General features: G+C 71.6%; 21 protein-coding genes. 9 read left to right on the top strand and 12 right to left on the bottom strand.

Features of this window, described 5'->3' with window-relative positions:
- Positions 1–88 precede the first annotated feature (88 nt).
- Positions 89–742 carry a spermidine/putrescine ABC transporter substrate-binding protein gene (locus DEJ28_RS05035; protein WP_111117088.1) on the bottom strand — a complete coding sequence of 218 codons (654 nt, stop codon included), beginning with the start codon at positions 740–742 and terminating at the stop codon, positions 89–91.
- Between the two features lie 71 nt (positions 743–813).
- On the bottom strand, positions 814–1,731 hold the full coding sequence (locus tag DEJ28_RS05030; protein WP_111117089.1) for a DUF3097 domain-containing protein: 918 nt from the start codon (positions 1,729–1,731) through the stop codon (positions 814–816).
- Positions 1,732–1,811: 80 nt separating this feature from the next.
- Between DEJ28_RS05030 and DEJ28_RS05025 the strand changes: the two genes are divergently transcribed.
- The 7 genes from DEJ28_RS05025 (at position 1,812) to DEJ28_RS04995 (ending at position 10,422) form a co-directional block, all read left to right on the top strand.
- Positions 1,812–2,861: a zinc-binding dehydrogenase gene (locus DEJ28_RS05025; RefSeq protein WP_111117090.1), complete on the top strand. Its 1,050-nt coding sequence runs from the start codon at positions 1,812–1,814 to the stop codon at positions 2,859–2,861.
- A gap of 502 nt (positions 2,862–3,363) precedes the next feature.
- Positions 3,364–4,605: an ROK family transcriptional regulator gene (locus tag DEJ28_RS05020; protein ID WP_111117091.1), complete on the top strand. Its 1,242-nt coding sequence runs from the start codon at positions 3,364–3,366 to the stop codon at positions 4,603–4,605.
- A gap of 158 nt (positions 4,606–4,763) precedes the next feature.
- The gene (locus DEJ28_RS05015) at positions 4,764–6,104 is read left to right on the top strand and encodes an extracellular solute-binding protein (RefSeq protein WP_111117092.1); all 1,341 of its coding nucleotides are present in this window, start codon (positions 4,764–4,766) and stop codon (positions 6,102–6,104) included.
- On the top strand, positions 6,104–7,144 hold the full coding sequence (locus DEJ28_RS05010; protein ID WP_220034667.1) for a carbohydrate ABC transporter permease: 1,041 nt from the start codon (positions 6,104–6,106) through the stop codon (positions 7,142–7,144). Before DEJ28_RS05015 ends, DEJ28_RS05010 begins: the two co-directional genes overlap by 1 nt.
- A complete protein-coding gene (locus DEJ28_RS05005) occupies positions 7,144–8,034 on the top strand; it encodes a carbohydrate ABC transporter permease (protein ID WP_111117093.1) in 891 nt (296 codons plus the stop codon). The genes DEJ28_RS05010 and DEJ28_RS05005 overlap by 1 nt, the downstream gene beginning before the upstream one ends.
- Before the next feature lie 7 nt (positions 8,035–8,041).
- The gene (locus DEJ28_RS05000) at positions 8,042–9,346 is read left to right on the top strand and encodes a 6-phospho-beta-glucosidase (protein WP_111117094.1); all 1,305 of its coding nucleotides are present in this window, start codon (positions 8,042–8,044) and stop codon (positions 9,344–9,346) included.
- A 41-nt stretch (positions 9,347–9,387) separates the two neighbouring features.
- A complete protein-coding gene (locus tag DEJ28_RS04995; RefSeq protein ID WP_220034668.1) occupies positions 9,388–10,422 on the top strand; it encodes an N-acetylglucosamine kinase in 1,035 nt (344 codons plus the stop codon).
- Between the two features lie 203 nt (positions 10,423–10,625).
- Here DEJ28_RS04995 and gap read toward each other — a convergent pair whose 3' ends face one another.
- Both gap and DEJ28_RS04985 read right to left on the bottom strand, forming a co-directional pair.
- A complete protein-coding gene (gene gap, locus DEJ28_RS04990) occupies positions 10,626–11,630 on the bottom strand; it encodes a type I glyceraldehyde-3-phosphate dehydrogenase (RefSeq protein WP_111117095.1) in 1,005 nt (334 codons plus the stop codon).
- A 142-nt stretch (positions 11,631–11,772) separates the two neighbouring features.
- Positions 11,773–12,723, bottom strand: coding sequence for a GlxA family transcriptional regulator (locus DEJ28_RS04985; protein ID WP_111117096.1), 951 nt, complete (start codon positions 12,721–12,723; stop codon positions 11,773–11,775).
- A gap of 93 nt (positions 12,724–12,816) precedes the next feature.
- On the opposite strand from DEJ28_RS04985, the gene DEJ28_RS04980 reads away from it, so the two are divergent.
- Positions 12,817–13,260 carry a prevent-host-death protein gene (locus tag DEJ28_RS04980; RefSeq protein WP_111117097.1) on the top strand — a complete coding sequence of 148 codons (444 nt, stop codon included), beginning with the start codon at positions 12,817–12,819 and terminating at the stop codon, positions 13,258–13,260.
- Entirely contained in the window at positions 13,253–13,735 is a 483-nt protein-coding gene (locus DEJ28_RS04975) for a cytotoxic translational repressor of toxin-antitoxin stability system (RefSeq protein WP_181433838.1), read from the top strand. The genes DEJ28_RS04980 and DEJ28_RS04975 overlap by 8 nt, the downstream gene beginning before the upstream one ends.
- Positions 13,736–13,747: 12 nt before the next feature.
- Here DEJ28_RS04975 and DEJ28_RS04970 read toward each other — a convergent pair whose 3' ends face one another.
- From DEJ28_RS04970 to ligA, 8 genes are all read right to left on the bottom strand, one after another.
- Positions 13,748–14,467, bottom strand: coding sequence for a methyltransferase domain-containing protein (locus tag DEJ28_RS04970; RefSeq protein ID WP_111117098.1), 720 nt, complete (start codon positions 14,465–14,467; stop codon positions 13,748–13,750).
- The gene (locus DEJ28_RS04965) at positions 14,464–15,666 is read right to left on the bottom strand and encodes a type III polyketide synthase (RefSeq protein WP_111117099.1); all 1,203 of its coding nucleotides are present in this window, start codon (positions 15,664–15,666) and stop codon (positions 14,464–14,466) included. Before DEJ28_RS04965 ends, DEJ28_RS04970 begins: the two co-directional genes overlap by 4 nt.
- A 127-nt stretch (positions 15,667–15,793) precedes the next feature.
- A complete protein-coding gene (gatB, locus tag DEJ28_RS04960; RefSeq protein WP_111117100.1) occupies positions 15,794–17,299 on the bottom strand; it encodes an Asp-tRNA(Asn)/Glu-tRNA(Gln) amidotransferase subunit GatB in 1,506 nt (501 codons plus the stop codon).
- A complete protein-coding gene (gatA, locus tag DEJ28_RS04955) occupies positions 17,299–18,846 on the bottom strand; it encodes an Asp-tRNA(Asn)/Glu-tRNA(Gln) amidotransferase subunit GatA (protein WP_111117101.1) in 1,548 nt (515 codons plus the stop codon). Before gatA ends, gatB begins: the two co-directional genes overlap by 1 nt.
- 11 nt (positions 18,847–18,857) lie before the next feature.
- Positions 18,858–19,157: an Asp-tRNA(Asn)/Glu-tRNA(Gln) amidotransferase subunit GatC gene (gatC, locus tag DEJ28_RS04950; RefSeq protein ID WP_111117102.1), complete on the bottom strand. Its 300-nt coding sequence runs from the start codon at positions 19,155–19,157 to the stop codon at positions 18,858–18,860.
- A gap of 48 nt (positions 19,158–19,205) precedes the next feature.
- On the bottom strand, positions 19,206–21,488 hold the full coding sequence (locus DEJ28_RS04945; protein WP_111117103.1) for a transglycosylase domain-containing protein: 2,283 nt from the start codon (positions 21,486–21,488) through the stop codon (positions 19,206–19,208).
- A 155-nt stretch (positions 21,489–21,643) separates the two neighbouring features.
- Complete coding sequence (locus DEJ28_RS04940; protein ID WP_111117104.1) at positions 21,644–23,005, bottom strand: alpha/beta hydrolase; 1,362 nt, start codon at positions 23,003–23,005, stop codon at positions 21,644–21,646.
- Between the two features lie 178 nt (positions 23,006–23,183).
- A complete protein-coding gene (gene ligA / locus DEJ28_RS04935) occupies positions 23,184–25,526 on the bottom strand; it encodes an NAD-dependent DNA ligase LigA (protein WP_111117105.1) in 2,343 nt (780 codons plus the stop codon).
- Positions 25,527–25,549: the final 23 nt, after the last annotated feature.

The following is a 25,549-nucleotide window of genomic DNA, read 5'->3' as shown; positions in this document are numbered from 1 at the left end:
ACAAGCGCGCACGGAGCGGTCAACCTCGCACCACAGCGAGCACCGGCCACGCACGAGCACGCGCGCGAAGCGCCCCGCGCCACACCGCTCAGAACAGTCCGCTGCGCGGCCCGTCCTCCGGCCCGTCGAACCCGCGGAACATGTCCGACACGAGGGCCTCGATCTGCGGCTCGACCAAGCGCTCGACGGCCTCCGCGATGCGCTCTCGGTGGTCGATGAGCGCGAGGCACACGGCCGTTCCGGTGGACCGGGCGCACTCGTCGGACAGCTCGATCTCGTGCCGGAGCGCCGCCTTCGCCTCGTCCGACAGCGGCACGCGCGGCGACTGCTCCCCCGCACCGGTGCCGGTCAGCTCCCCGAGGGTGAACAGGAACGGCGACCCCGGCGACGGCTCCGGGTCGACGTCGAGGCCCTGGAACTCGGGCGACAGTCCCTCGGCCGGTTGGTAGCCCGCGTGCCGCTTCCGGGCGTCGGCGCGTTCGAGCTCACGCTGCAGCAGCGGCAGGTTCTTCGCCGTGTAGTCGTCGACGGCGTCCTCGATGATGGTCGAGATCCGGCCGATGAGCGCGTGCTGGACGGCGTGCGGCACGTCCGGCCCGAACCCCGCCGCCGAGGCGATCGGCGACCCGGTGCACTTCCGGCAGATGCGGGTGCGAGGCCTCGCGGTGCCGATCTGCCACCGCGGCAGCCAACGCAGCCAGACATCGACCGCGCCGCGTACGCGCCCCTCGATGCCGTCCATCCCCCAACAGTAGGCCGGGAGGCGCGGATCACCCCCGGAATCCCGGGCCTGTTGACGAAACGGCTGGTTCCTCAGGCCTTCGGTTCCGTCACGAAGTCGATGAGCTCCTCGACACGGCCGAGCAGCTGCGGCTCGAGGTCGGCGAACGTCCGCACCTGGCCGAGGATCCGCTGCCACGCCCGGGCGATGTCGGCCTGCTCGGCGTGCGGCCAGCCGAGCGCCTGGCAGATGCCCTGCTTCCACTCGATCGAGCGCGGGATCGTGGGCCAGGCCTGCAGTCCCACCCGTGCGGGCTTCACCGACTGCCAGACGTCCACGAAGGGGTGCCCGACGACGAGCACGTGAGCGCCCCACTTCCCCCGCATCACGGCATCGGCGAATCGGGACTCCTTCGACCCGGGCACGAGGTGGTCGACGAGCACGCCGACCCGACGCTCGCGGGAGGGTTTGAAGTCGTCCAGCACCGCAGCGAGGTTGTCGACGCCGGAGAGCTCCTCGACGACGACCCCCTCGACGCGCAGGTCGGCGCCCCAGACCTTCTCGACGAGCTCCGCGTCGTGCTTGCCCTCGACCATGATCCGGGACGGCAGCGCCACCCGGGCACGCTGCGCCTCGACCGCGAACGATCCGGACGCGGTGCGGAGGCGACCGCCGTCGGACGCGTGCCGCACGGCGGGCGCGGCCCCGGGCCTCCCGGCTGCCGGAGGCGAAGCGGCGGCAGACCTGCCCACCGGCGCCTGCGGGCGTCCCAGCGTCACGAGCTCGCCCTCGAGCAGGAACTGCCCGCTGAACGGGAACGAGCGGGTGCGGCCCTTCCAGTCCTCGAGCGCGATGTTGCCCGCCTCGAGCCCCATCACGGCACCGGCCCACCCGGAGTCCGGGTCCTCGAGCACCATGTCGCGTTCGAGCGGCACCTGCCGCACCTTCTTCACCCCGCGCGAGCGCCAGTCCCCCGAGAGCACATCGCCGCCGTACCGGTCCTCGTCCACCCGCACGAGGGTACTGTCGACGACGGCCCGGACGACGTCGACCGCGCCGGTTCCCCACCATCTCGACGGAAGGCACCCTCTTGCGCGCAGCGATCATCCACGCCCCGAACGACATCCGCGTCGAGGACCGTGACCAGCCCGGCCTCATCACCCCGAAGGACGTCGTCGTCAAGGTCGTCGCGGCCTGCGTCTGCGGGTCCGACCTCTGGCCGTACCGGGGTGTCACGAAGACGAAGGAGCCGCGGCCGATCGGGCACGAGCTCGTCGGCGAGGTCGTCTCGGTCGGCGACGCCGTGACGACGCTGCACGAGGGCGACTTCGTCATCTCCCCCTTCACCATGAACGAGGGCACCTGCCAGGCCTGCCGCAACGGCATGACCACGGGCTGCGACCACCTGTCGGGCTTCGGCGCGAACGACGCCTACGGCGACCCGGTCGGCGGCGCGCAGGCCGAGTACGTCCGGATCCCGGACGCCGAGGCCACGCTCGTCGCGGTCCCCGGGCCGATCGACCCGGCGCTCGTGCCGTCGCTGCTGACCCTGTCCGACGTCTTCTCGACCGGGCACCACGCCGCGGTGTCGGCGGCGGTCGGCCCGGGCAAGACGGTCGTCGTGGTCGGCGACGGTGCGGTGGGCCTCTCGGCGGTGCTCGCGTCGAAGCGGCTCGGCGCCGAGCGGATCATCGCGATGAGCCGGCACGCCGATCGCCAGGCGCTCGCGCGGGAGTTCGGCGCGACCGACATCGTGTCGGAGCGTGGCGCCGACGGCGTCGAAGCGGTCCGCGAGCTGCTCGGCGGCGACCTGGCCGACTGCGCGGTCGAGGCCGTGGGCACCGAGGAGAGCATGGACCAGGCGCTGCACTCGGTGCGGGCCGGCGGGAACCTCGGCTTCGTGGGGGTCCCGCACGGGGTGCCCACGATCGGGACGCGCTACCTCTTCGACACGAACATCACCGTCGCGGGCGGCATGGCCCCGGCGCGGAAGTACATCCCGGAGCTGCTGCCGGACGTGCTGTCGGGCGCGATCGAGCCCGGGCGGGTGTTCGACCTCGAGCTGCCGCTCGACGAGACCGCCGAGGCGTACCGGGCGATGGACGAGCGTCGCGCGATCAAGGTGCTGCTGCGGCCGTAGGCGCTGCGGGTGCGCTGCGCGCGTGCGCGTTGCGCGTTGCGCGCGCGCGTGCGCGTGCGCGTGCGCGTGCGCTCCGCGCGCGGGCGTGAGGGTTTTCGCGGTCAGCGACACCTCACGCGCCGTCGTGTCCGTGAGGTGTCGGTGAGCGCGAAACGACGTGACCCGACGGCATCCGCACCGGCGGGGGTCGGTGCCGACCACCCCCGGGCCTGGAGGCACGGTGCGGGCCCGCCCCGCGCCTCCAGGCCGGTACGTGCGCGCGTTCCAGCCCATCGCACGCGACCTGGGAAGCGGAACCGCGCATAGGGGGTCGGAACTTCCTGCACCCAACGCGCGATTCGGCACACCACGAGCGGAACGGCCCACCACGCGCGATTCGGCCCACCACGCGCGATTCCGCCCCACGGCCCCGCGCACCCCAACGTTTCGCGGAGCGGAACGCGTGTTTCGAATCGGTAAACAAACCTTTCAGTAAAGAAGGTTGTCCGTTACAGTCCTCGACATGACCACACGAGGACGGACCCCCGGACAGCCCGGGCTCCTGCGCGTCCTCAACGACCGGGCCGCGCTCGAGCTCCTCCTCGACGAGGGCCCGCTCACCCGGAACGAGATCGCACAGCGCACCGGGCTCAGCAAGCCGACCGCGGCCGAGATCATCCGCCGGCTCGAGTCGGCGGACCTCATCCGCGAAGCCGGTACCGCGTCCCAGGCCGGTCGCCGCGGACCGAGCGCCGTGGTCTACGAAGCGATCACCGACCGCGACCTCGGTGTCGCCGTCGACGTCCAGCTCGTCGACGTCCGTTCCACCGTGGTGGACGCCGCGGGCCGCACCTTCCCGGTCGCGACGCACACCATGTCCGCCGACGAGATGCGCGCCCCGGGTGCCGACATCGTCGCCGCGGCGATCTCCCGGGCGGCCGCTGCTGCGGACGTCGACCCCGAGCTCGTCACCGCCGTCGCCGTCGGCGTGCAGGCGAGTGTCGACCACGCCACGGACACCCTCATCTTCACCGACGGCCTGCCGGGCTGGCCGCGCGACCAGGTGTCGGCGACGCTGTCGCAGGCCCTCGGTGTGCGGGCCGTCATCGAGAACGACGCCAACCTCGCCGCGATCGCCGAACGCAACATGGGCGCCGGTCGTGCGCCCGGGTCGTTCGCCCTGTTCTGGATGGCGGAGGGCCTCGGCATGGCCCTCGACCTGCACGGCCACCTGCACACCGGCGCGTCCGGGGCCGCGGGTGAGATCGGCTACCTCAGCGTGCCCGCCGATGCACGCTCCATCGACCCGACGGCCACGATCGTCGCGGACCTCATCTCCGAGCCCGCGATCGTCGCACTCGCCGCCGAGCACGGGATCACGGCACCGGACGGCACCGCAGCCGACTGGCGCCAGGTGCTCCCGCAGCTGCCCGGGCTCCCCGAGCAGCACCCCTTCACCACCGCCCTCGGCGAGCGCGTCGGGCACAACGTGCTCCCCGCCCTCGCCGTCGCCGATCCCGAGACGGTCGTGCTGCACGGCCCGACCGGCATCGCGGGCGGACCCGCCCTGGCCACCGCCGTGACCTCCTGGCTCCGGACCCGCACTCGCTGGTCCACCGCCGTGGTGGCACCCGGTGTCCCCGACACCCCCGTCCTGCACGGTGCGCGGCACGTCCTCATCGACGTCGTCCGCACCGCGCTCGCGGACCGACTCGAACGCATCAGTGACGATGCGCCCGCGCCGGACCCCGCCGAGCGCCCCTGAACGACTCCGCCCGGCGGAGTCCCACCCGCACCACTCGAGGCACCACACCCCGGCCCTGCCCCAGGGCTCTTCGTCGCGCCCGGAACCGGACGTGCCGTCCGCACCGGACGGTCCGTTCGTGACCGAGGCGGCGGAGCGAGACCAGAGAGCGAGTACTGATGCACTTCAGCAAACGATCCGCCACCCGGATCCTCACCGTCACCGCGATGGCCGCCGCCGGCGCCCTCGTGGTCGCCGGCTGCAGCTCCGGCAGCAGCGCGTCCGACGTCGCCGACAAGGCCCCGAAGGACCTCAAGGGCACCGTGTCCCTGTGGCACTTCTTCACCGGGCGCGAAGCCGGTGTCGTGAAGAGCGCCGTCGCCGGGTTCGAGAAGGCGAACCCCGACGTGACCGTCGACATCCACGCCGGGCAGGACGACGAGAAGCTGCAGAAGGCGATCTCCTCGGGGCAGAACATCGACGTCGGTCTGTCGTACTCGACCGCGATCGTGGGCAGCTTCTGCTCCTCGGGCGCGTTCCGCGACCTGTCGCCGTACATCAAGCGCGACAAGGTCGACCTGTCCGACATCCCGAAGGCCGTGCAGTCGTACACGCAGTACAAGGGCACGCGGTGCACGCTCCCGGCCCTCGCCGACGTCAGCGCCCTGATGTACAACAAGGCCGCGTTCACGGCAGCCGGCATCACGTCGCCGCCGAAGACGCTCGACGAGCTCAAGGCCGACGCGCTGAAGATGACGACGTACAACGCGGACGGCTCGATCAAGCAGCTCGGCTTCAACCCGCTCATCGACTTCTACGAGAACTCGCCCGAGCACTGGGCACCGATGGTCGACGGCTCGTGGCTGGACAGCAAGGGCAACAGCGAGATCGGCACGTCCGACGCCTGGAAGAAGCTCATCACCTGGCAGAAGGGCTTCGTCGACGAGATCGGCTACGACAAGCTCAAGGCGTTCACGTCGGGTCTCGGCCAGGAGTTCGCCGCGGACAACGCGTTCCAGACCGGGCAGGTCGCGATGCAGATCGACGGTGAGTACCGCACTGCGTTCATCAAGGACCAGAAGCCGGACCTCGACTACGGCACGGCGCCGACCCCGGTGATGGACGGTCTCGGCAACTACGGCTCGACGTACATCGCGGGCAACGTGGCGGGCATCGCGAAGGGGTCGAAGAACCCTGAGCTGGCCTGGGCACTGCTGAAGTACCTGTCCACGAACACCGACGCGCAGGTCACGATGGGCAACGGGCTGAAGAACATCCCGACGCTCACCTCGGCGCTCGACTCCTCGAAGCTCGAGGTCGACGACAACTACAAGACCTTCGTCGACGTCGCCGGCAACAAGGACACGATGACCTCGCCGGGCACCGCGGACGGCGCCGCCTACATCGGCACCTTCACGAAGTTCTGGCAGGCGTACCAGCAGAACGGCGGCAACCTCGACGCGAAGCTCAAGAAGCTCGACGAGGACATCGACAACGCCAACCAGCTGGCTGGTCCGTGATGAGCGTCACCGACAAGACGACCGGCCGGGAGGCGCGGCTCGCCCGCGCCTCCCGGCCCTCGGGCCCGACGGGGTCGCCTCCGGTGCCCCCCACGGCTCTCCGGCGTCGGCCCCGGTCCGCCGAGTCCCGCCGTCGCCTGGTCGCGCTGACCATGCTGGCGCCGGCCCTGGCGGGCCTCGTGATCTTCTTCGCGTACCCGCTCGTCGCGTCGATCTTCTACTCGTTCACGCGCTACAACCAGCTGCAGGAGCCCGAGTTCGTCGGACTGCTCAACTACAAGTTCCTGTTCACGCAGGACCCGCAGATCGGCCCCGCGGTCGTCAACACGCTGTGGTTCGTCGTCATCCTCGTGCCCGTCCGGATCGTGTGCGGGCTGCTCGTGGCCGGGCTCCTCAGTCGGGCGAAGACCGCGACCGGGTTCTGGCGCACGCTGTTCTACCTGCCAGCACTGGTCCCGCCGGTCGCGAGCGTCGTGGCGTTCGTGTTCCTGTTCAACCCCGGCACCGGCCCGGTCAACCAGATCCTCAAGGTGTTCGGGATCGAGGGACCCCTGTGGTTCAACGACCCCGCGTGGTCCAAGCCGTCACTCGTCATCATGGGCGTCTGGGTGATGGGCGACATCATGATCATCTTCCTGGCGTCGCTCCTCGACGTGCCGCGCGACCTGTACGAGGCCGCGTCGCTCGACGGCGCGAACGGCGTGCAGCAGGTGCGGCACATCACGCTGCCGACGATCGCGCCGGTCATCGGCTTCGCGGCCGTGACGGGGGTGATCGCGGCGCTGCAGTACTTCACCGAGGCCGCGGTGGCCTCGGGCGTCGCGAGCGGCAAGGCGACGATCGGTGGTGGCACGGCCGCCCAGCTCGGGTACCCGGGCACCTCGTTGCTCACGTACACCGAGCTGCTCTACCAACACGGGTTCGCGAACTTCCAGTTCGGCTACGCGTCCGCGATGGCCGTGGTGCTGTTCGTGATCACCGCCGTGGTGCTCGTCTTCACGATGCGCCGGATCAGTGTGTTCCGGCCGGAGGAGTCCTGATGACCGCCGTCTCCCAGTCCCCGCTCGCCCGGGCACCGCGCGGCACCGCTCCGCGCACCGGCAGGCCCCGCGGCCGGACCCTCGTCTGGATCGCCGAGCACGCCGCACTCATCGCGCTCGGTGTCCTGACGATCGCGCCGATCGTGTTCGTGATCCTGACCTCGCTGATGTCGAGCAACCAGGCACTCACGGCCTCGATCCTGCCGCGCCCGTTCGACTTCTCGAACTACGCCCGGGTGTTCACCGAGCTGCCGCTCACGCAGTGGTTCGGCAACTCGTCGATGTACGCCGTGCTCGCCACCGCGTTCATGCTCGTGAGTTCCGTGCCGGCGGCCTACGCACTCGCCCAGATCAAGTTCCGCGGCGCGAACCTCATCTTCACCGTGATCATCGTCGCGATGCTCCTGCCCCCGCAGGTCACCGCGGTGCCGGTCTACGTGATGTGGTCCGAGCTGCACCTCACCGGGACGCTCTGGCCGCTCATCCTGCCGAACCTGCTCGGCGACGCGTTCAGCATCTTCCTGCTCCGCCAGTTCTTCATGACGATCCCGAAGGAGTACGGCGACGCCGCCCGGATGGACGGCTGCAGCGAGTGGGGCGTGCTGTGGCGGGTCGTCGTGCCGATGGCCCGTCCGGGCATCGCGTCGGCAGCGATCTTCATGTTCTTCCATTCGTGGAACGACTACTACGGCCCGCTCCTCTACGCGTCCGAGAACCAGGCCGCCTGGCCGGTGGCGTACGGGCTCGCCACGTTCCGCGGACAGCACGGTACGGACTGGTCGATGACGATGGCGATGACCGTCGTCGTCATGGTCCCCGTCGTCATCATCTTCTTCTTCGCACAGAAGGCATTCGTCGAGGGCATCGCGCTCACCGGCGTGAAGGGATAGCACCACAGTGAAACTCGCAGTCATCGGTGGCGGATCCACCTACACCCCCGAACTCGTGGACGGCTTCGCCCGGCTCCGCGACCAGCTCCCCATCGACGAACTATGGCTCGTCGACCCCGACCCGGTCCGGCGTGAGCTGGTCGGCGGGGTCGCCAAGCGGATGTTCGCGCACGCCGGGCACCCCGGCAACGTGCACGTCACCGACGACGTCGTCGCCGGGGTCACCGACGCCGACGCCGTGATGTTCCAGCTCCGGATCGGCGGGCAGGCCGCACGGCAGCAGGACGAGACCTGGCCGCACGAGGCGTGCTGCATCGGGCAGGAGACGACGGGCCCCGGCGGCTTCGCCAAGGCGCTCCGCACCGTGCCGGTGGTGCTCGCGTACGCCGAACTCGTCCGGAAGCACGCCAAGCCGGACGCCTGGATCGTCGACTTCACGAACCCGGTCGGGATCGTGACGCGGGCACTGCTCGAGGCCGGTCACCGCGCCGTCGGGCTCTGCAACGTCGCGATCGGGTTCCAGCGTCGCTTCGCGAAGGAGTTCGACGTCGCCCCGGACCACGTGCGGCTCGACCACGTCGGGCTGAACCACCTGACGTGGGAACGCGGCGTGCACGTCACCGGCGCCGACGGCAGCACGCGGGACGTGCTCGACGAACTCCTCGCTCCGGGAGATGCCCTCACCCGGATGGCCGAGAGCGTGCACATGGGCGAGGACCTCATCCGCCTGCAGCACGCGGTCCCCTCGTACTACCTGCGCTACTTCTACGCGCACGACACCGTGCTCGAGGAGCAGCTCCACGAGCCGACCCGTGCCGAGGCCGTGATGGCGACGGAGCGGGCCCTGCTGGCGAAGTACGCCGACGAGTCCGTGGTCACCAAGCCGGCCGAACTCGAGCAGCGCGGCGGCGCGTACTACTCCGAGGCCGCGATCGACGTGCTCTCCTCGATCCTCGGCGACCGCGGCGACGTCCAGGTCCTCAACGTCCGGAACGACGGCACCTTCCCGTTCCTGCCCGACGACCACGTCATCGAGGTACCGGCGCGCGTCACCCGGCAGGCGATCACCCCGCTGCCGGTGTCCCCGCTCGACCAGGACATGGTCGGTCTCGTGTCGCACGTCGCCGGCTACGAGCGACTCGCCCTCGACGCCGCGGTGCACGGCGGGCGGGACCGGGTGCTCCGCGCGATGTGGGCGCACCCGCTGGTCGGTCAGGTCGACAAGGCCGAGAAGCTCACGGACCTGCTCCTGGCCGCGAACGCGGAGCACCTGCCGTGGACGCGATCGGAGCAGTTGACGTGGGCGGGTTGAGCCGGGCCGGCGGGGCGGGGACGACACGCGCCTCCAGTCCCGTGGCACCGCAGCCGACGGACGCCGGCGACGTCGTGCTGGCCGTCGACGGCGGCGGCAGCAAGACCGACGTGGTCGCGATCGGGCTCGACGGCACGCTCGTCGGTCACGCGCGCGGTCCCGGGTCGAACCCCCAGACCCGCGGGTGGGACCTGGCCGGCCCGATCCTCGACGACGTCCGCGCACGGGTCCTCGGCGGACTCGGCGACCGCCGGATCCGGACGACGCACGTGTACCTCGCCGGACTCGACCTGCACGACGAACTCGTCGCGGCCGAGGCGGCCCTCGCCCACTGGGACGAGGACGGCGGCGCTCCCGACGTCCTCGACAACGACCTGTTCGCGCTGCTGCGGGCCGGAACGCTGTCGCCCGACGCCGCCGCGGTGGTGTGCGGGACGGGCATCAACGCCCTCGCGGTGCGGGCCGACGGCGAGACCGCCAGGTTCCCCGCGATCGGCGACGTCTCCGGTGACTGGGGCGGTGGCGCGTACCTCGGCAACCGGGCACTCTGGCACGCGGCGCGGGCCGACGACGGCCGTGGCCCCGCGACGGCGCTCGTCGACGCCGTACCGTCGGCGCTCGGACTCGGCACCGTCCGCGAGGTCACCGAGGCCATCCACTTCGGTCGCCTCGACCACCGGGTGTTCAACCGGCTCTGCCCGGTGCTGTTCGAGGTCGCCGGAGCCGGTGACGCGGTCGCGAAGAGCGTCGTCGAACGGCAGGCGGAGGAGATAGTGCTCCTGGCGTCCGTGTCGCTCGGACGGCTCGGGCTCGGCGGGTCGGCGGAGTCGCCGGTGCCGGTCGTGCTCGGCGGCGGCGTGCTCGCCGCGCGGGACCCGTTGCTCGTCGACGGGGTCGTGTCGGGTCTCGCGGGGCGGGTGCCGGGAGCGGTGCCGACCTGGGTGACCGATCCCCCGGTGCTCGGGGCGGGGCTGGCGGCACTGGAGTCCGTCGGGGCCGGCGAGGTCGCGCTCCGGCGCTACCGCGAGGCCGTGCGCTCCCGCTCGTTCGCGTCGACCACGGCCGCGATCCGCTGACGCGGCGGGTGCCCCGCGCGCGCTTCGCCGAGCGCGCGGCGGGTGCCCCGCTCGACGACGTTTCGAGTTGAGCGACAGGTCACGCGGCCACGAGCCCGTGAACTGTCGCTCAGCGCGAAACCGCGCAGCCGCAGCCGCAGCCGCAGCCGCAGGCGCAGCCGCCGCCGCAGCCGCCGCCGCCAGCCGCACGCAGCCCGCCAGCGCTACGCGCGCGCCAGCATCCCGAGCGTGTCCACCACGCGGTTCGAGAAGCCCCACTCGTTGTCGTACCAGGCGACCACCTTGACGTGCCGGCCCCCGTCGACGCGGGTGAGCAGCGAGTCGAAGATGCTCGACTCCGGCCGCCCGGTGATGTCCGTCGACACGAGCGGGTCCGCCGTGTACGCCAGCACCCCGGCGAGCGGCCCGGCGGCTGCCGCACGGTAGGCCGCGTTGACCTCGTCGACGGTCACGTCCCGCGACACGACGGTGTTCAGCTCGACGATGGACCCGACGGGCACCGGCACGCGGATCGCGTCGCCGGAGAGCTTCCCCTCGAGGCGGGGCAGCACGAGCCCGATCGCCTTCGCGGCGCCGGTCGAGGTCGGCACGATGTTCACGCCGGCGGCCCGCGCCCGACGGAGGTCCCGGTGCGGCCCGTCCTGCAGGTTCTGCTCCTGCGTGTACGCGTGCACGGTCGTCATGAAGCCGTGCTCGATCCCCGCGAGGTCGTCGAGCACCGACGCGAGCGGCGCGAGCGCGTTCGTCGTGCAGGACGCGTTCGAGACCACGGTGTGTGCCGCCGGGTCGAAGACGTCGCTGTTCACGCCGTAGGCGATGGTGGCGTCGGCGCCGGTCGCGGGCGCGCTGATGAGGACCCGTCGGGCACCGGCGGTGAGGTGGCCGGCTGCGGCGTCGCGTGCGGTGAAGCGTCCGGTCGACTCGAGGACGACCTCGACGCCGAGTTCGGCCCACGGCAGCTCCGCCGGCGAGGTCGAGGCGAGCACCCGGATGCGGCGACCGTCGATCACGAGGGTGTCCCCGTCGACCTCGACGGTCCCGTCGAACGGGCCGAGTGCGGAGTCGTACCGGAACAGGTGGGCGAGCGTGTCCGGTGCGGTGAGGTCGTTGACGGCGACGACCTCGAGGTCGTCTCCGCCCCGGGCGAGGAGGGCACGGAGGGTGTTGCGGCCGATGCGGCCGAAGCCGTTGATGGCAATGCGGGTCATGGGGACGTCCTTTCGTTCCGGAGTCCATGCTCATCGGCCTGGAGGCACGGCTCCAGTGGCAGGGAAGCCAGCGTCCGGAAGGATCTCGCCAACACGGGCCGCGGTTGGTTCGGCAGGCCGACCCGCGACCGCAGGTCGGGGATCAGTCCTGGAACGTCCGCCGGTACTCGGTCGGCGACGTCCCGAGGATCCGCCGGAAGTGCGTCCGCAGGTTCGCGTCCGACCCGAGCCCGGCCCGCTCCGCCACCTGGTCGACGCCGAGGTCGGAGCGTTCGAGGAGCTCCCGCGCCAGGTCGACTCGGGCACGGAGCACCCACTGCATCGGCGTGTACCCGGTGTCCTCCACGAAGCGCCGCGAGAAGGTCCGCGGGGACACCGTCGCGTTCCGGGCGAGCGCTTCGAGCGTCAGCGGCTCGGCCAGGTGTCGGAGCGCCCACTCCCGGGTGTCCGCGAACACGTCGCCGAGGGGTTCGGGCATGCTGCGCGGCACGTACTGGGCCTGCCCGCCGCTCCGGTACGGGGCGCTGACGAGCCGGCGTGCCACGTGGTTCGACAGGGCGACGCCGTGGTCCTGTCGCACGATGTGCAGGCACAGGTCGATCCCGCTCGCCGCTCCGGCGCTCGTGAGGACCGTGCCGGCGTCGACGAACAGGACGTCCTCGTCGACGTCCACCGCGGGGTAGCGCTCCCGGAGCGCCCGCGTGTAGTGCCAGTGCGTGGTGGCGCGACGGCCGTCGAGCAGCCCGGCGGCCGCGAGTGCGAACGCCCCCGTGGAGATCGCCGCGATCCGCACGCCGCGCTCGTGCGCCCGCGCGAGGGCGGCGACGACGTCCGCGGGCGGGGGCGTGTCCGCCGGTGACCGGTAGCCGGGCACGAACACCGTCTGCGCCCACTCCAGCGCCTCGAGCCCGTGGTCGACCGCGTACGCGAGCCCGTCGCCGCCCGCGATCCGACCGGCCCGCGGCCCGCAGACCCGGACCTCGTACGGCATGCTCGGCCGGTTCGAGAACACCTGCGCCGGGATCCCGACGTCGAGCGGCTTCGCCCCGTCGAGGACGAGGACCGCGACGCGGTGCAGCGGTTGCGGTGCCATGCCCTGACGCTAGCCGACGCGGGACCGCTGCGACTTCTCCACAGATCCCACCCCACCACCCCCTAGGATGAGTACGCCACGTACGCTCCGTACATGCCGTACTCACCGGAGGCCTTCGTGCCCATCGCAGCCGACTACCCGACCTACTCACGCGCCCGTGAGCACTTCAAGGACATGCTCGACGCGAACGCCACCGGCCGCACCGTGACCGTCGCCCGCGACGGTGCCGTCTCCGCGATGCTGCCCGTCGACCCGCTGCGCCGCTACTTCTTCCGCACGGTCCCCCCGCGCGTCAGCGTCGTCCGCGAAGACGGCGTGGTCGTCGCCCTGATGGCGGGACGCCCGTTCGTGTCCGAGGGCGCGGACGTCGACGAGGCACTCGACGACCTGGCGCTGTCGCTCCGCGAGTACGCCGCCGACTGGGAGGACCGTCTCCAGCACGCGCCGAACCACCACGACGCCTGGGCCCTCGTGCAGCTCGTGAAGCTGTCGACGGACGACGAACTCCGCGACTGGCTGGAGCGCGGCGGTGAGTAGCACCCGGCACCCGGCACCCAACCGCGAGCACCACGACGCCTTCTGCACGTCCGAGCAGTGGCGGCTGGTCCGCGGGGCAACCGGCCGACCCGTGCGGCACCACCGCACGTACGAGCTCACCCTCTGGGACGCCCGCGTCCTGCGGACGCGCATCTCGCGGCCGGTGGACGGATCGACCTACAGCGCGCGGACGTGGGGGCACATCCTCCGCAACCAGCTGGCGGTCGACGCGACGGCGTTCTGGCGCTGCGTCGACGACGGCGTCCTGCCCGATCGCGGGGCACCCGTCCGAGCGATCCCCGACCATGCCCTGCCGCTGTACCTGGTGCGTGCGCTGGCCGACCTCGGGGTCCCCGAGTCCGAGGTCCTCGGTCTCGATCCCGCCGGCGCGGCCACACTCCACGCCGACCTCCTCCGGCGGGCGTCCGAGCCGGCCACCGAGCCGGCCGCCGAACAGGCCACCGAGCGGAGCTGACCGACGCGACCGTCAGGCGTCGCGGATCGCGAGCACCCGGTGCGGGGCCGCCTGCTCCGCACGCCACCCGGTCGGCAACGCCTCGCGCAGCTCCGGCAGCGTGAACGACCGTCGGATCGAGCGCAGACCGTCGACCCGGACGAAGGTGCCGGCCGCGACGAACGCCGCACCGAGCGCGTACGCCCGGTAGGCCTCGGTGGACCGACGGATGTCGGAGTGCAGGCTCCTGGTCGCCGCGAGCGTCTCGGAGTCGGCGAGGAACCCGTGTCGTTCCTCGTCGCCGAGGTGGTGCAGCACGTGGTTCGACACGACGACGTCGAAGCGCTCCCCCGCCGCCACGAGCTCGCCGCTCGACTGCTGCCGGAAGGTCACGCCACGCGTGGTCGAGCGGGTCGCCGCCTCGATGGCCCTGGGGTCGGGGTCCACGCCGACGACCTCGACGTCGAACCCGTCGGCGGCGGCCCACCGCACGATCGCGCGCGCGAGGTCCCCGCCCCCGCACCCGAGGTCGAGCACGCGTCCTCGTCCGTCGGCCGGCAGCGCCGGTGCGACGTGCGTCCGCCACACCGCACGCCACCCGCTGACGAGGGCGTTCACGAGCGCGAACCGCCGGAAGGTGCGGGCGAGGGCGTCGGGATCGCAGTCCGGCTCGTCCATCAGCTCGCGTAGGTCGACGGCCCGTACCGTCAGGTCGACCGGGAGGCGCGGTCCGGCTCCGTCACGGCGGCTCACGACAGTCCTGCGGGCACCACGGCGACGGGGTCGGCATCGGCCGCCCGCTGCGGGATCAGCTGCGTCACCGGGGTGCGCAGCACGGTCGGCGTCGCCGCCCGCGACGTCGTCCGCGGTGTCGTCCCGACCGCCGTGAGCCGTGCGGCCTCGACCGTCAGGCCGGGTCCGAAGGCCAACGCGACGACGCCGGCCCCGTCCGCGATCCCGTCCTCCAGCGCCTGCCGGAGGACGAACAGCACCGTGGCGCTCGACATGTTGCCGTGATCGCGGAGGACGGCACGGCTCGGCGCCATCACCTCGTCGGACAGGCCCAGGGCGTCCTGCGTGCGGTCGAGGATCGCGCGACCGCCGGGGTGCACGGCCCACACCGGCACCGCGGCTGCACCGCCGGCCGGCAACAGCGGCCCGACGGCCTGCGCGACGGTGGCGCCGACGAGCTTCGGCACGGCGGTGCTGAGCACCATCTCGAAGCCCTCGTCGCCGATGTTCCAGGCCATCTCGGCGGCGCCCTCGTGCACGACGGTGGTGGCGAACTCGTCGATGCGGAGCCCGTCCCCCTCGGCCGTGACGACCACCGCGGCGGCACCGTCGCCGAAGACGCTGTTGGCGACGATCTGGTCCGGGTCGTCGGAGGCGCGGACGTGCAGCGTGCAGAGCTCGGCGCAGACGACGAGCACGACCGCGTCCGGGTCGGACGCGGCGAAGGCGTCCGCGATCCGGAGTGCCGGGAACGCCGCGCAGCAGCCCATGAACCCGATGTGCTGGCGGAAGACGGTCGGCCGGAGACCGAGTTCGCGGACGATGTCGAGGTCCGGCCCGGGCTGCGTGAACCCGGTGCAGGACACCGTGACCACGTGCGTCACCGATGCGGCCTCGATCCCGGCACGCTCCACGGCGTCACGAGCGGCGGCGACGAACAACGCGGGCGCGAGCTCCCGGTAGCGGTCGTTCCGGGTGCCGGTGGACGGCGAGCGGAGGACACCGTCCTCGTCGCGGAACGCCCCGGCCGGACGCGTGGCGTCGAGCTCCTCGAGCACCGTGTGCCGGTGCTCCACGGCGGAGGCGTCGAACGCCGCGGGGACGAGCCGTCTGCCGAGCCGACCGAGGTCGGGTTGCCCGACGAACAGGTCCCGGACCGCTGCCTGCTCGAGCGTCTTCGTGGGGAGGGCGGTACCGATGGCGCGGATCGTTGCGGTCACGACTCATCTTGTCACCGGATCGCTGACGCGTCCCCAGGTTGTCGGAGGTCGACGGCGACCACGGACGGACGGGAGGCACGGTGCCAGCTGGCACCGCGCCTCCCGTCTGTTGCTGCGACCGTGCGGTCTAGGACTGCTGGGCACGCTCCAGGACCAGCTCGCGGACGCGAGCCGCGTCGGCCTGGCCCCGCATGGCCTTCATCACGGCACCGATGATGGCACCGGCGGCCTGGACCTTGCCGTCCTTGATCTTCGCGAGCACGTCGGGCTGCGCTGCGAGGGCCTCGTCGACGGCGGCGGTCAGCGCCGAGTCGTCCGACACGACCTTGAGCCCGCGGGACTCGACGACCGCGGCGGGCGAGCCCTCGCCTGCGATGACGCCCTCGAGCACCTGGCGCGCGAGCCGATCGGTGAGGTCACCGGACTCGACGAGCCCGATCAGCTCCGCGACGTGCTGCGGGGACACGAGGTCACCCGCGGCGGCGTCCTGCGTGTTGGCGACACGGCTGATCTCGCCCGTCCACCACTTGCGCGCGGCCTGCGGCGTGGCACCGGCGGCGATGGTCCCCTCGACCTCGTCGAGGAGGCCGCCGTTGACGACGTCCTGGAACTCGAGGTCGGTGAAGCCCCAGTCACCCTTGAGCCGGCGACGACGCGCGACCGGGGCCTCCGGCAGCGACGCGCGGAGCTCCTCGATGACGGCCGGGTCGGGCACGACGGGGAGCAGGTCGGGCTCCGGGAAGTAGCGGTAGTCGTCGGCGTCCGACTTGGGACGGCCGGCCGAGGTGCGGCCGGTGTCCTCGTGCCAGTGCCGGGTCTCCTGCGTGATCGTCCCGCCGTCGGCGAGGATCGCGGCCTGCCGCTGGATCTCGTAGCGGATGGCGCGCTCGACCGCACGGAACGAGTTGACGTTCTTCGTCTCCGTGCGGGTCCCGAGCTTCTCCTGCCCGCGGGGGCGCAGCGAGATGTTCGCGTCGCACCGCAGGTTGCCGCGCTCCATGCGGGCCTCGGAGACGCCGAGCGCACGGACGAGGTCACGGATGACCTGCACGTAGGCCGCCCCGAGCTCGGGCGCGCGCTCCTCGGTGCCGAAGATCGGCTTCGTGACGATCTCGACGAGCGGCACGCCGGCACGGTTGTAGTCGACGAGCGAGTACTCGGCGCCCTGGATGCGACCGGTGGCACCGCCGACGTGCGTCAGCTTGCCGGCGTCCTCCTCCATGTGGGCACGCTCGATGGGGATGTTGAAGATGGTGCCGTCGGCGAGTTCCACCTCGACCTCGCCCTCGTACGCGATCGGCTCGTCGTACTGGGAGATCTGGTAGTTCTTCGGGTTGTCCGGGTAGTAGTAGTTCTTCCGGGCGAACCGCGAGGACTCGGCGATCGAGCAGCCGAGCGCGAGCCCGAGCTGGATCGAGTAGCGCACGGCCTGCGCGTTGACGACCGGCAGCGACCCGGGCAGCCCGAGGTCGACCGGTGTGACGTTCGTGTTCGGCTCGCCCCCGAAGAAGTTCGGCGCGTCGGAGAACATCTTGGTCTTCGTCGCGAGTTCGACGTGGACCTCGAAACCGAGGACCGGCTCGTACAGCCGGAGTGCCTCGTCGAAGTCCATCAGCGCGTCCTTCTGCGCCATCAGATCACACCTTCCTGCGCAGCGGACTGCTGACTCTGGTCGAGGTCCGGGATGCTGTCGATGAGCGGGTGACCCCACTGCTGCTCGAGGAGACGCTCGAGCGCGGCGCCGTAGCGGTAGAGCCGGGCGTCCTCGCGCTGGGGCGCCATCAGCTGCACGCCGGTGGGCAGTCCGTCCTCGGGCGCGAGGCCGTTCGGGATGCTCATGCCGGGGACGCCCGCGAGGTTCGCCGGGATCGTCGTGAGGTCGTTGAGGTACATCGCCAGCGGGTCGTCGATGCGCTCCCCGATCGGGAACGCGGTCGTCGGTGCCGACGGGCTGACCAGCAGGTCGACCTGCTCGAACGCGGCCGTGAAGTCGCGCTGGACGAGCGTCCGGACCTTCTGCGCCGAGCCGTAGTACGCGTCGTAGTAGCCCGCGCTCAGGGCGTAGGTGCCGAGGATGATGCGGCGCTTGACCTCGGGGCCGAAGCCGGCCTCGCGCGTGGCGGCCATGACGTCCTCGACGGTGGCGCTGTTCTCCGGCGTGACGCGGAGGCCGAAGCGCACCGAGTCGAACTTCGCCAGGTTGGACGACGCCTCGGCCGGGAGGATCAGGTAGTACGCGCTGATCGCGTACGCGAACGACGGGGCGTCGATCTCGACGACCACGGCACCCGCGGACTCGAGGATCGCCACGGTCTCCTGGAAGCGCTGCGTGACGCCGGCCTGGAAGCCCTCGCCACCGGCGAGTTCCTTCACCACACCGACCCGCAGGCCGCGGAGCGTGTCGGCCTGCAGGCCCTCGCGCGCGGCGGCGGCCATCGACGGCCAGGCGTCCGGGATGCTCGTCGAGTCCTTCGGGTCGTGCCCGCCGATGACGTCGTGCAGGAGCGCGGCGTCGAGGACGGTGCGGGACACCGGTCCGACCTGGTCGAGGCTCGACGCGAGCGCGATCGCCCCGTAGCGGCTGACGCCGCCGTAGGTCGGCTTCACACCCACCGTGCCGGTGACGGCACCGGGCTGACGGATCGAGCCGCCGGTGTCCGAGCCGAGGGCGAGCGGTGCCTCGTGCGCGGCGACCGCGGCGGCCGAGCCACCGCCGGACCCGCCGGGGATGCGGTCGAGGTCCCACGGGTTGTGGGTCGGGCCGTACGCCGAGAACTCGGTGGTCGAGCCCATCGCGAACTCGTCCATGTTGGTCTTGCCGAGCGGCACGAGGCCGGCGGCACGGAGCTTCGCGACCGGGGTGGCGTCGTACGGCGGCACCCAGCCCTCGAGGATCTTCGAGCCGGACGTGGTCGGCATGTCCTGCGTGCACAGGACGTCCTTCACGGCGATCGGCACACCGGCGAGCGGACCGAGGTCGTCACCGGCGGCGCGGCGGGAGTCGATCGACTTCGCCGCTGCGATCGCGTTCTGGTTGACGTGCAGGAACGCGTGGACGTCGCCGTCCACGGCCTGGATCCGGTCGAGGTGTGCCTGGGTGGCCTCGACGCTCGAGACGTCGCGGGCCACGAGGGCGTCGGCGAGCGCCGCGGCGCTCAGCTTCGTGATGTCGTCAGTCACTGCTCTTCGCTCTACTGTTCTTCGCCGAGGATGGCCGTCACACGGAACCGCTCGCCGTCGGAGTCGGGGGCGCCCGAGAGCGCCTGCTCCTGCGTGAGCGTCGGCCCGACCACGTCGGGCCGGGTGACGTTGCCGAGGGGCACCGGGTGGCTCGTCGCGGGGACGTCCGGGGTCGCGACCTCGGTGACCCTGGCGACGCTCTCGACGATGTGCGAGAGCTCCCCGGTCAGCTTCTCGATCTCTTCGGGCGTGAGTGCGATGCGTGCGAGGTTCGCCAGGTGGGCGACCTGCTCGCTCGTGATGTCAGGCATGGTGCTCCGTCGATCGGTTCGTGGAATGCGCACCAGTCTATTGGTGCCTCACTTGCCGTTCTGCTGCTGGCCCTTCTGGGCCTGGTCCGTCTGGGCCTGGTCCGTCTGGTCCTGGTCCGTCTGGTCCTGGTCCGTCTGGTCCTGCGTCGTCTGGCCCGTCTGCGTCTGGCCCGACGGGGTCGTCGTGGACGCGTGGCTCGCCTGCCCGATCATCGCCGGGTCCGGTGTCGGCAGCGCGCCGCCGCCGACCGTCTGGTCGAGGTAGGACATCATCGACTTCCCGACCCCGAACTTCGCGCTGTACCCGGTGGTGCCCTGCAGGAACGGCCAGTTCGCCAGGCTCACCTGCCCCTGCACGTTGCCGACCCAGGTCGCGTTCGTGTACTTCGTCGTGGACGCGACGAGCCAGTTCTGCACGTCGCCGTCGGTGGTGCCGGTCTTCGCGAACTTCGGCACGGTGTCGCCGGGGTTCGCGCTCGCGCCGGTGCCGGCCCCGGTGAGGACGCCCTGCAGTGCGTAGTCCACGGTGCCCGCGACCTCGGCGGAGACGCCCTGGGTGCACGAGGACGGCGACGGCGTGATCTTCGTGCCGTCGGCCGCGGTCACCGAGTCGATCGCGGTCGGGGTGCAGACCACGCCGCCGTTCGCGAACCCGGCGTAGGCCTCGGCGAGGTCGATCGGCGACAGCTCGTTCACGCCGAGGATCGACGACGGGGTCTGCGTCAGGGCGTTGCCGTCGGCTCGGTGGATCCCCATCGACTGGGCGAGCTGGGCGATCTTGCACAGGTCGAGCTGCTTGCCCATCTGCGCGTACGCGGTGTTGATCGACTCGGAGGTGGCTGCCTGCACGGTCATCGACGACGGCACGCTCTCGGCGTTGGCGACCGGCCAGGTGCCGCCGCTGACGTTCTGGCAGGAGTTCGTGAACTCGGCGTTCTCGAACGTGTGCTCGGTCGTCGACACCGACTCGGACAGGGTTCGGCCGCTCGCGAGCCACTCCGCCAGGGTGAACACCTTGTAGGTCGAGCCGGTCTGGAACCCGCCCGAGTTCCCGAAGCCGCTGTCGGCGCTGTAGTTCACCGCCGTCGACCCCGCCGCGGCGGTGTCGCCCTGCGTGTACGACGTGTTCTGCACCATCGAGAGGATCCGGCCGGTGCCCGGTTCGACCGTGACGTTCGAGCCGCCGACGTCGACGCCGGCCATGGTCGCGGGGACGTAGGTCGACAACGCCGTCTGCGCCTGGGACTGCAGGTCGAGGTCGAGCGAGGTGTGGATCTCGAGGCCCTTGGTGTCGAGGGTCGCGATGCGCTCCGCGGCGGTCTTGCCGAACGCCGGGTCCTGCAGCACCTGGTCGCGGACGTAGTCGCAGAAGTACCCGGCGTCGTACCCGGTCGCCGCGGACGAGCACCCGTTGGCGGTGGCGGTGATCTTCGGCGTGACGGGGGTCGCCTTCGCCTCGTCGAGCTGCGCCTTGGTGACGTCGTGGTGCACGTACATCCGCTGGAGCACGTAGTCCCGGCGTTCCTTGGTCTTCGCGTACCCGTTCGCCGAGCCGTTGTCGGTGTCCGCCGGTTGGTCGATGCGCAGGTTCGACGGGTTGTTGAGGATCGCCACGAGCGTCGCGGACTGCACGAGGGAGAGGTCCTTCGCGTGCACGCCGAAGTAGTACTCGGCGCCGGCCTCGGCGCCGTAGACCCGCCCGCCGAGGCCCACGAGGTTGAGGTACCCGGTGAGGATCTGGTCCTTCGAGTACTTCTTGTTGACGGCGATGGCGTACCGCATCTCCTGGAGCTTCCGCTGCGGCGTGACCCCGGCGGCGTCCTCGTAGCACGCGGCGATCTTCTTCGCGGTGTCGGCCGCGTTCTTCCCCGTCAGCTCCTCGCACTCCTGCACGAGGACGTTCTTGACGTACTGCTGGGTGATGCTCGACCCGCCCTGCACGTCCCCGCCGACGACGGTCGCGGCCGCGCCGCGGAGCGTCCCGACGACGTCGATCCCGCCCTCGTCGAGGAACCTCGGGTCCTCGGTGTCGATCGCGGCCCGCTTGAGCGTGTCGGCCATCGCGTTCGACGCCACGGTCGTCCGGTTCTCGGCGTAGAACGACGCGATCTTGACCTGCTGACCGTCCTTCGTCGCGTAGACGGACGACACCTGCTGCGGGGTCTTGATGTCCAGGTAGCTCGGCAGGTCCTCGAAGAAGGCGACCGCCCCGGAGGTCCCCTCACCCGCGACGGCGACGCCCGGGGTCACGGCGACGGCGACGAGCATGCCGGCCAGCGCCGACAGCGCGACGAACGTCAGGAGAGCACCAGGCCATCGCACCACACGCATGCACGGCACGGTATGGGGCAGGGCTGTACTGGTTCTGCCGTGGAACCAGATGAGGCTGCGTCGGCACACAGGTTCCCACCCAGGCTCCGCCACCCGGCACCCGGCACCGGGCACCCGGGACCCGGGCCGCGTCACCCGGCCGAGCCCCCGTGTGGTCAGTCGCGCGGCTGCAGGTCCTGCGGTCGCACGAGGTACATGTCCGGCGACGTCTGCGGGACGCCGTCCTTCCCGCCCTCGCCCCGTCGGAGTTCGTCACGGACGAGGTCGCCACGGCCGACCGAGATGAGCGCCACGTCGTGCAGCGAGGCCGTGCCGGGCTTCAGGTAGTCGTTGTGTCCGTTCGGCCGACGGAACACGTCCCCGGCGTCCTGCTGGTCCGCGCCACCGGCGAGGTCGAGGACCGTCGAACCGAACGCCTTCGAGCCCGGGTCGGTGCCGAAGTACCCGGAGCCCGCGATGGGGTCGCTGTGGGCGTCGCCGACGAACACCTGGCCGGCACCGACCGCGAGCTCGGCCGACGTCTGCACGTCGCTGCCCGGCGATCCGAGCACGGTCAGGGAGTCGGCGCGCATCCGTCCGGACGCCAGCGCCATCAGGGCCGTCGTGGACCCGTACGAGTGCGCGACGATGTTGATCCGCGGCTGCTCGGCGTCCCGGATCTGACGGACCCCGTCGACGGTCCGCTCGAGCCGTTCGGCCCCGGTCTTCGCCAGGCCGAGCGACAGGATGTTGGACAGGTCCGGCGTGCGGTACCCCATCCACGCGACGACGGCGACGCCGGTCCCGGACCCCGGCGCGGCGACCCCGGCGAGCGTCGCCTGCTCGCTGTACAGGTCGTTCGCGGTGTTCGTGAAGTCGGTCATCTGCCCGGTGACGGTGAAGAACATCCCGGGGACGACGACCGTGACGTCGGCCGCGGTGTCGAGGTCGCCGATGGCGATCGCCGCGCGTCCGGAGCCGCGGGTGTCGAGCGTGATGAGGTTCCGGCGCGGTGCTCCGGGTTCGTGGACGAGCGACTGCTCCACCTGGCCGAGCATGGCCGTGCGGGCCGCGCTCACCGAGGGGTCCGTCAGGCCGGCCTCGAGCACGGCGCGGTTGGCACGGTCACGGACGTCGTAGGGCACGCCCTCGAGGTTCCCGACGACGGACGGCGCCGCGGTCTCGAGCAGACGGTGCTCGTCGGCTCCGAGGCCGGCCCACCAGGTCGTGACGTCCGAGGCCGACGGCGGGTCGTCCTCCGCGGTCGCGAGGACTCGTCCATCGGTCGCGGCACGGACGAGCGCGGACCGGTCGAGCGACGACAGGTCGACGAGGAACGTGCGACCGTGTGCGGTCGCGAGGTCCTCCGCGGTCATCTGCACCCCGGACGTGACCGGCCGTGAGCGAGTCACGTCGGCGACGAGCCTGGTGGACACCGTCTGGGCCGCGACGGAGTGCGTGGTGGGCGCGACTGGGGCCTCGACCACTCCGAGCGAGTGCATCGAGGCGGTGAGCAGAGCCGCGGCGATGAGCAGCAATCGGGTCTCCCCCGGGAAGGCCGTCCCGTCGTCCCCCTGCAGACAACGGGTGATGCTCTAACGAGTGTAAGGAGAATGCCGGTCCCCGTGTCGTGCGAGTTGCAACTTGCCCCCTGAACTGGGTGGGGCGAGGGGCGCGCCGCGGCGTCTGGACAGCCGTTCCGTGTGGGCTCGAGGACTACTCAGCTGCTGGATCCGGCTCCGGCGCGTCGCCGAGCGCGGCCGGCCCCTCGGTCACGAGCAGCCGGAACTGCTCCGCGTCGATGATCCGGAGCCCGAGCTGCTCGGCCTTCGTGAGCTTCGAACCGGCACCCGGACCGGCGGCGACGAAGTCGGTCTTCTTGCTCACGCTCGACGCCGCCTTGCCCCCGGCGGCGATGATCGCCTCCTGCGCGCCCTCGCGGCTGTACCCCTCGAGCGAGCCGGTCGCGACGACCGTCACCCCGCTGAGGACCCCGCCCTCGGTCTCGGCGGCTCCGGGGCCGGGGTGGCCCGGCGTCGTGAACTGCACGCCGGCGGCGGTCCAGCGCTCGATGATCTCGCGGTGCCAGTCCACCTCGAACCAGTCGAGCAGGGCGTCGGCGATGATCCCGCCGACGCCGTCGACGGCCGCGAGCTCCTCGCGCGAGGCCGATCGGATGGCGTCGAGGGAGCCGAAGTGATTCGCGAGCGCACGCGCCGCGACCGGACCGACGTGCCGGATGCTCAGGCCGACCAGGATGCGCCACAACGGCTTCGTCTTCGCGGCGTCGATGTTCGCGAGCATCTCGAACGCGTTCTTCGACGGGTAGCGGCTCGGCTCGCCGGTGTGGTCGGCGCCGCGGGCATCCGGGTCGAAGGGCGGGTCGGTCTTCTTGCGCGCCCGACTGAACGGGGTCACGCGCTTGGGGGCACCGTCGTCGGCCGTCTTCTCCATGCCGGTCTCGGAGTCGCGGACGATCACCTCGATCGGCACGACGTCCTCCATCGTCAGGTCGAACAGGCCGGCCTCGGTCACGAGCGGGGGCTGCTCCGGGTGCGACGGCTGCGTCAGCGCCGCCGCGGCGACCTCGCCGAGTCCCTCGATGTCGAGCGACCCGCGGGAGGCGATGTGCTCGACCCGGCCACGGACCTGCGCCGGGCAGCTCTTCGCGTTCGGGCAGCGGAGGTCGATGTCGCCCTCCTTCGCCGGGGCGAGGGGCGTGCCGCACTCGGGGCAGTTCGTGGGCATCACGAACTCGCGTTCGCTGCCGTCCCGGAGCTCCACCACCGGCCCGAGCACCTCGGGGATGACGTCGCCGGCCTTCCGCAGCACGACCGTGTCGCCGATGAGGACGCCCTTCGCCTTGACGACCTGCTGGTTGTGCAGCGTTGCCTGGCGGACCACCGACCCGGCGACCTCGGCCGGGGCCATCACCGCGAACGGGGTCGCACGACCGGTCCGCCCGACGCTCACGACGATGTCGACGAGCTTCGTGTGCACTTCCTCCGGCGGGTACTTGTACGCGATCGCCCAACGGGGCGCGCGGGAGGTCGAGCCGAGTTCCTCGTGCAGGGCGAGGTCGTCGACCTTGATCACGATGCCGTCGATCTGGTGCTCGACCGAGGCGCGGCGGTCGCCGTAGTCCCGCACGAAGCCGATGACCTCGTCGATGGTGTCGAACACCCGGTAGTGGCTCGACGTCGGCAGACCCCACGACTGCAGGAGCTCGTACACCTCGGACTGCGCGCGGACGTCGGTGTCCCGCTCGAGTTCGCGGACCGGCCACGCGCCGATGCCGTGCACGAGCATGCGCAGCCGTCGGAGCCGGTCGACCATGAGCACGCGCTTCGCCTCGGACTTGCCCTCTTCCTTCTGACGGAGGGAGCCGGCCGCGGCGTTCCGCGGGTTGGCGAAGACACGCTCCCCCGCGTCGCGCTGCCGGGCGTTCAGCTCGTCGAACTGCTCGACCGGGAAGAAGATCTCGCCACGGACCTCGACGATGGGCGGGTGTCCGCTGCCGGAGAGGCGGTCCGGGATGGTGCCCATCGTGAGCACGTTGCCGGTGACGTCCTCGCCCACGACGCCGTCGCCGCGGGTGGCGGCCGAGACGAGCCGGCCGTCCTCGTAGCGCAGGTTGATCGCGAGCCCGTCGATCTTCAGCTCGGTGAGGAACCGGACGCGCTCGGCGCCGGCGTCCCGCTGGACCTTGACCGCCCAGTCGGTGAGTTCCTCGGGGCTGAACACGTTGTCGAGGCTCAGCATCCGCTCGGCGTGCTCGACCGGCGCGAACTGGACCCACTGGGCCTGCGCGTCCGCTCCGACCGTCTGCGTCGGGCTGTCGTCGGTGAGGAGCTCCGGGAAGCGCTGCTCGATCGCTGCGAGCCGTCGGGCCATCGTGTCGTACTCGGCGTCGGACGCCGTCGAGCCGTTCTCGCCGTAGTAGTACGCGCGCCGCAGCTCGTTGATCCGGGACCGGAGCCGGTCCACCTCGCGCTGCGCCTGCGCGGCGTCGAGCTCGGCGGGGTCGATGGTCTCGAACGTGGCGTCGGTCTCGCTCATGGAACAGTTCTACAGGGCGCCAC

It is taken from the genome of Curtobacterium sp. MCPF17_002, assembly GCF_003234115.2.
Taxonomy (GTDB): Bacteria; Actinomycetota; Actinomycetes; order Actinomycetales; family Microbacteriaceae; genus Curtobacterium.
This window is presented reverse-complemented; position numbering and strand designations above follow the sequence as displayed.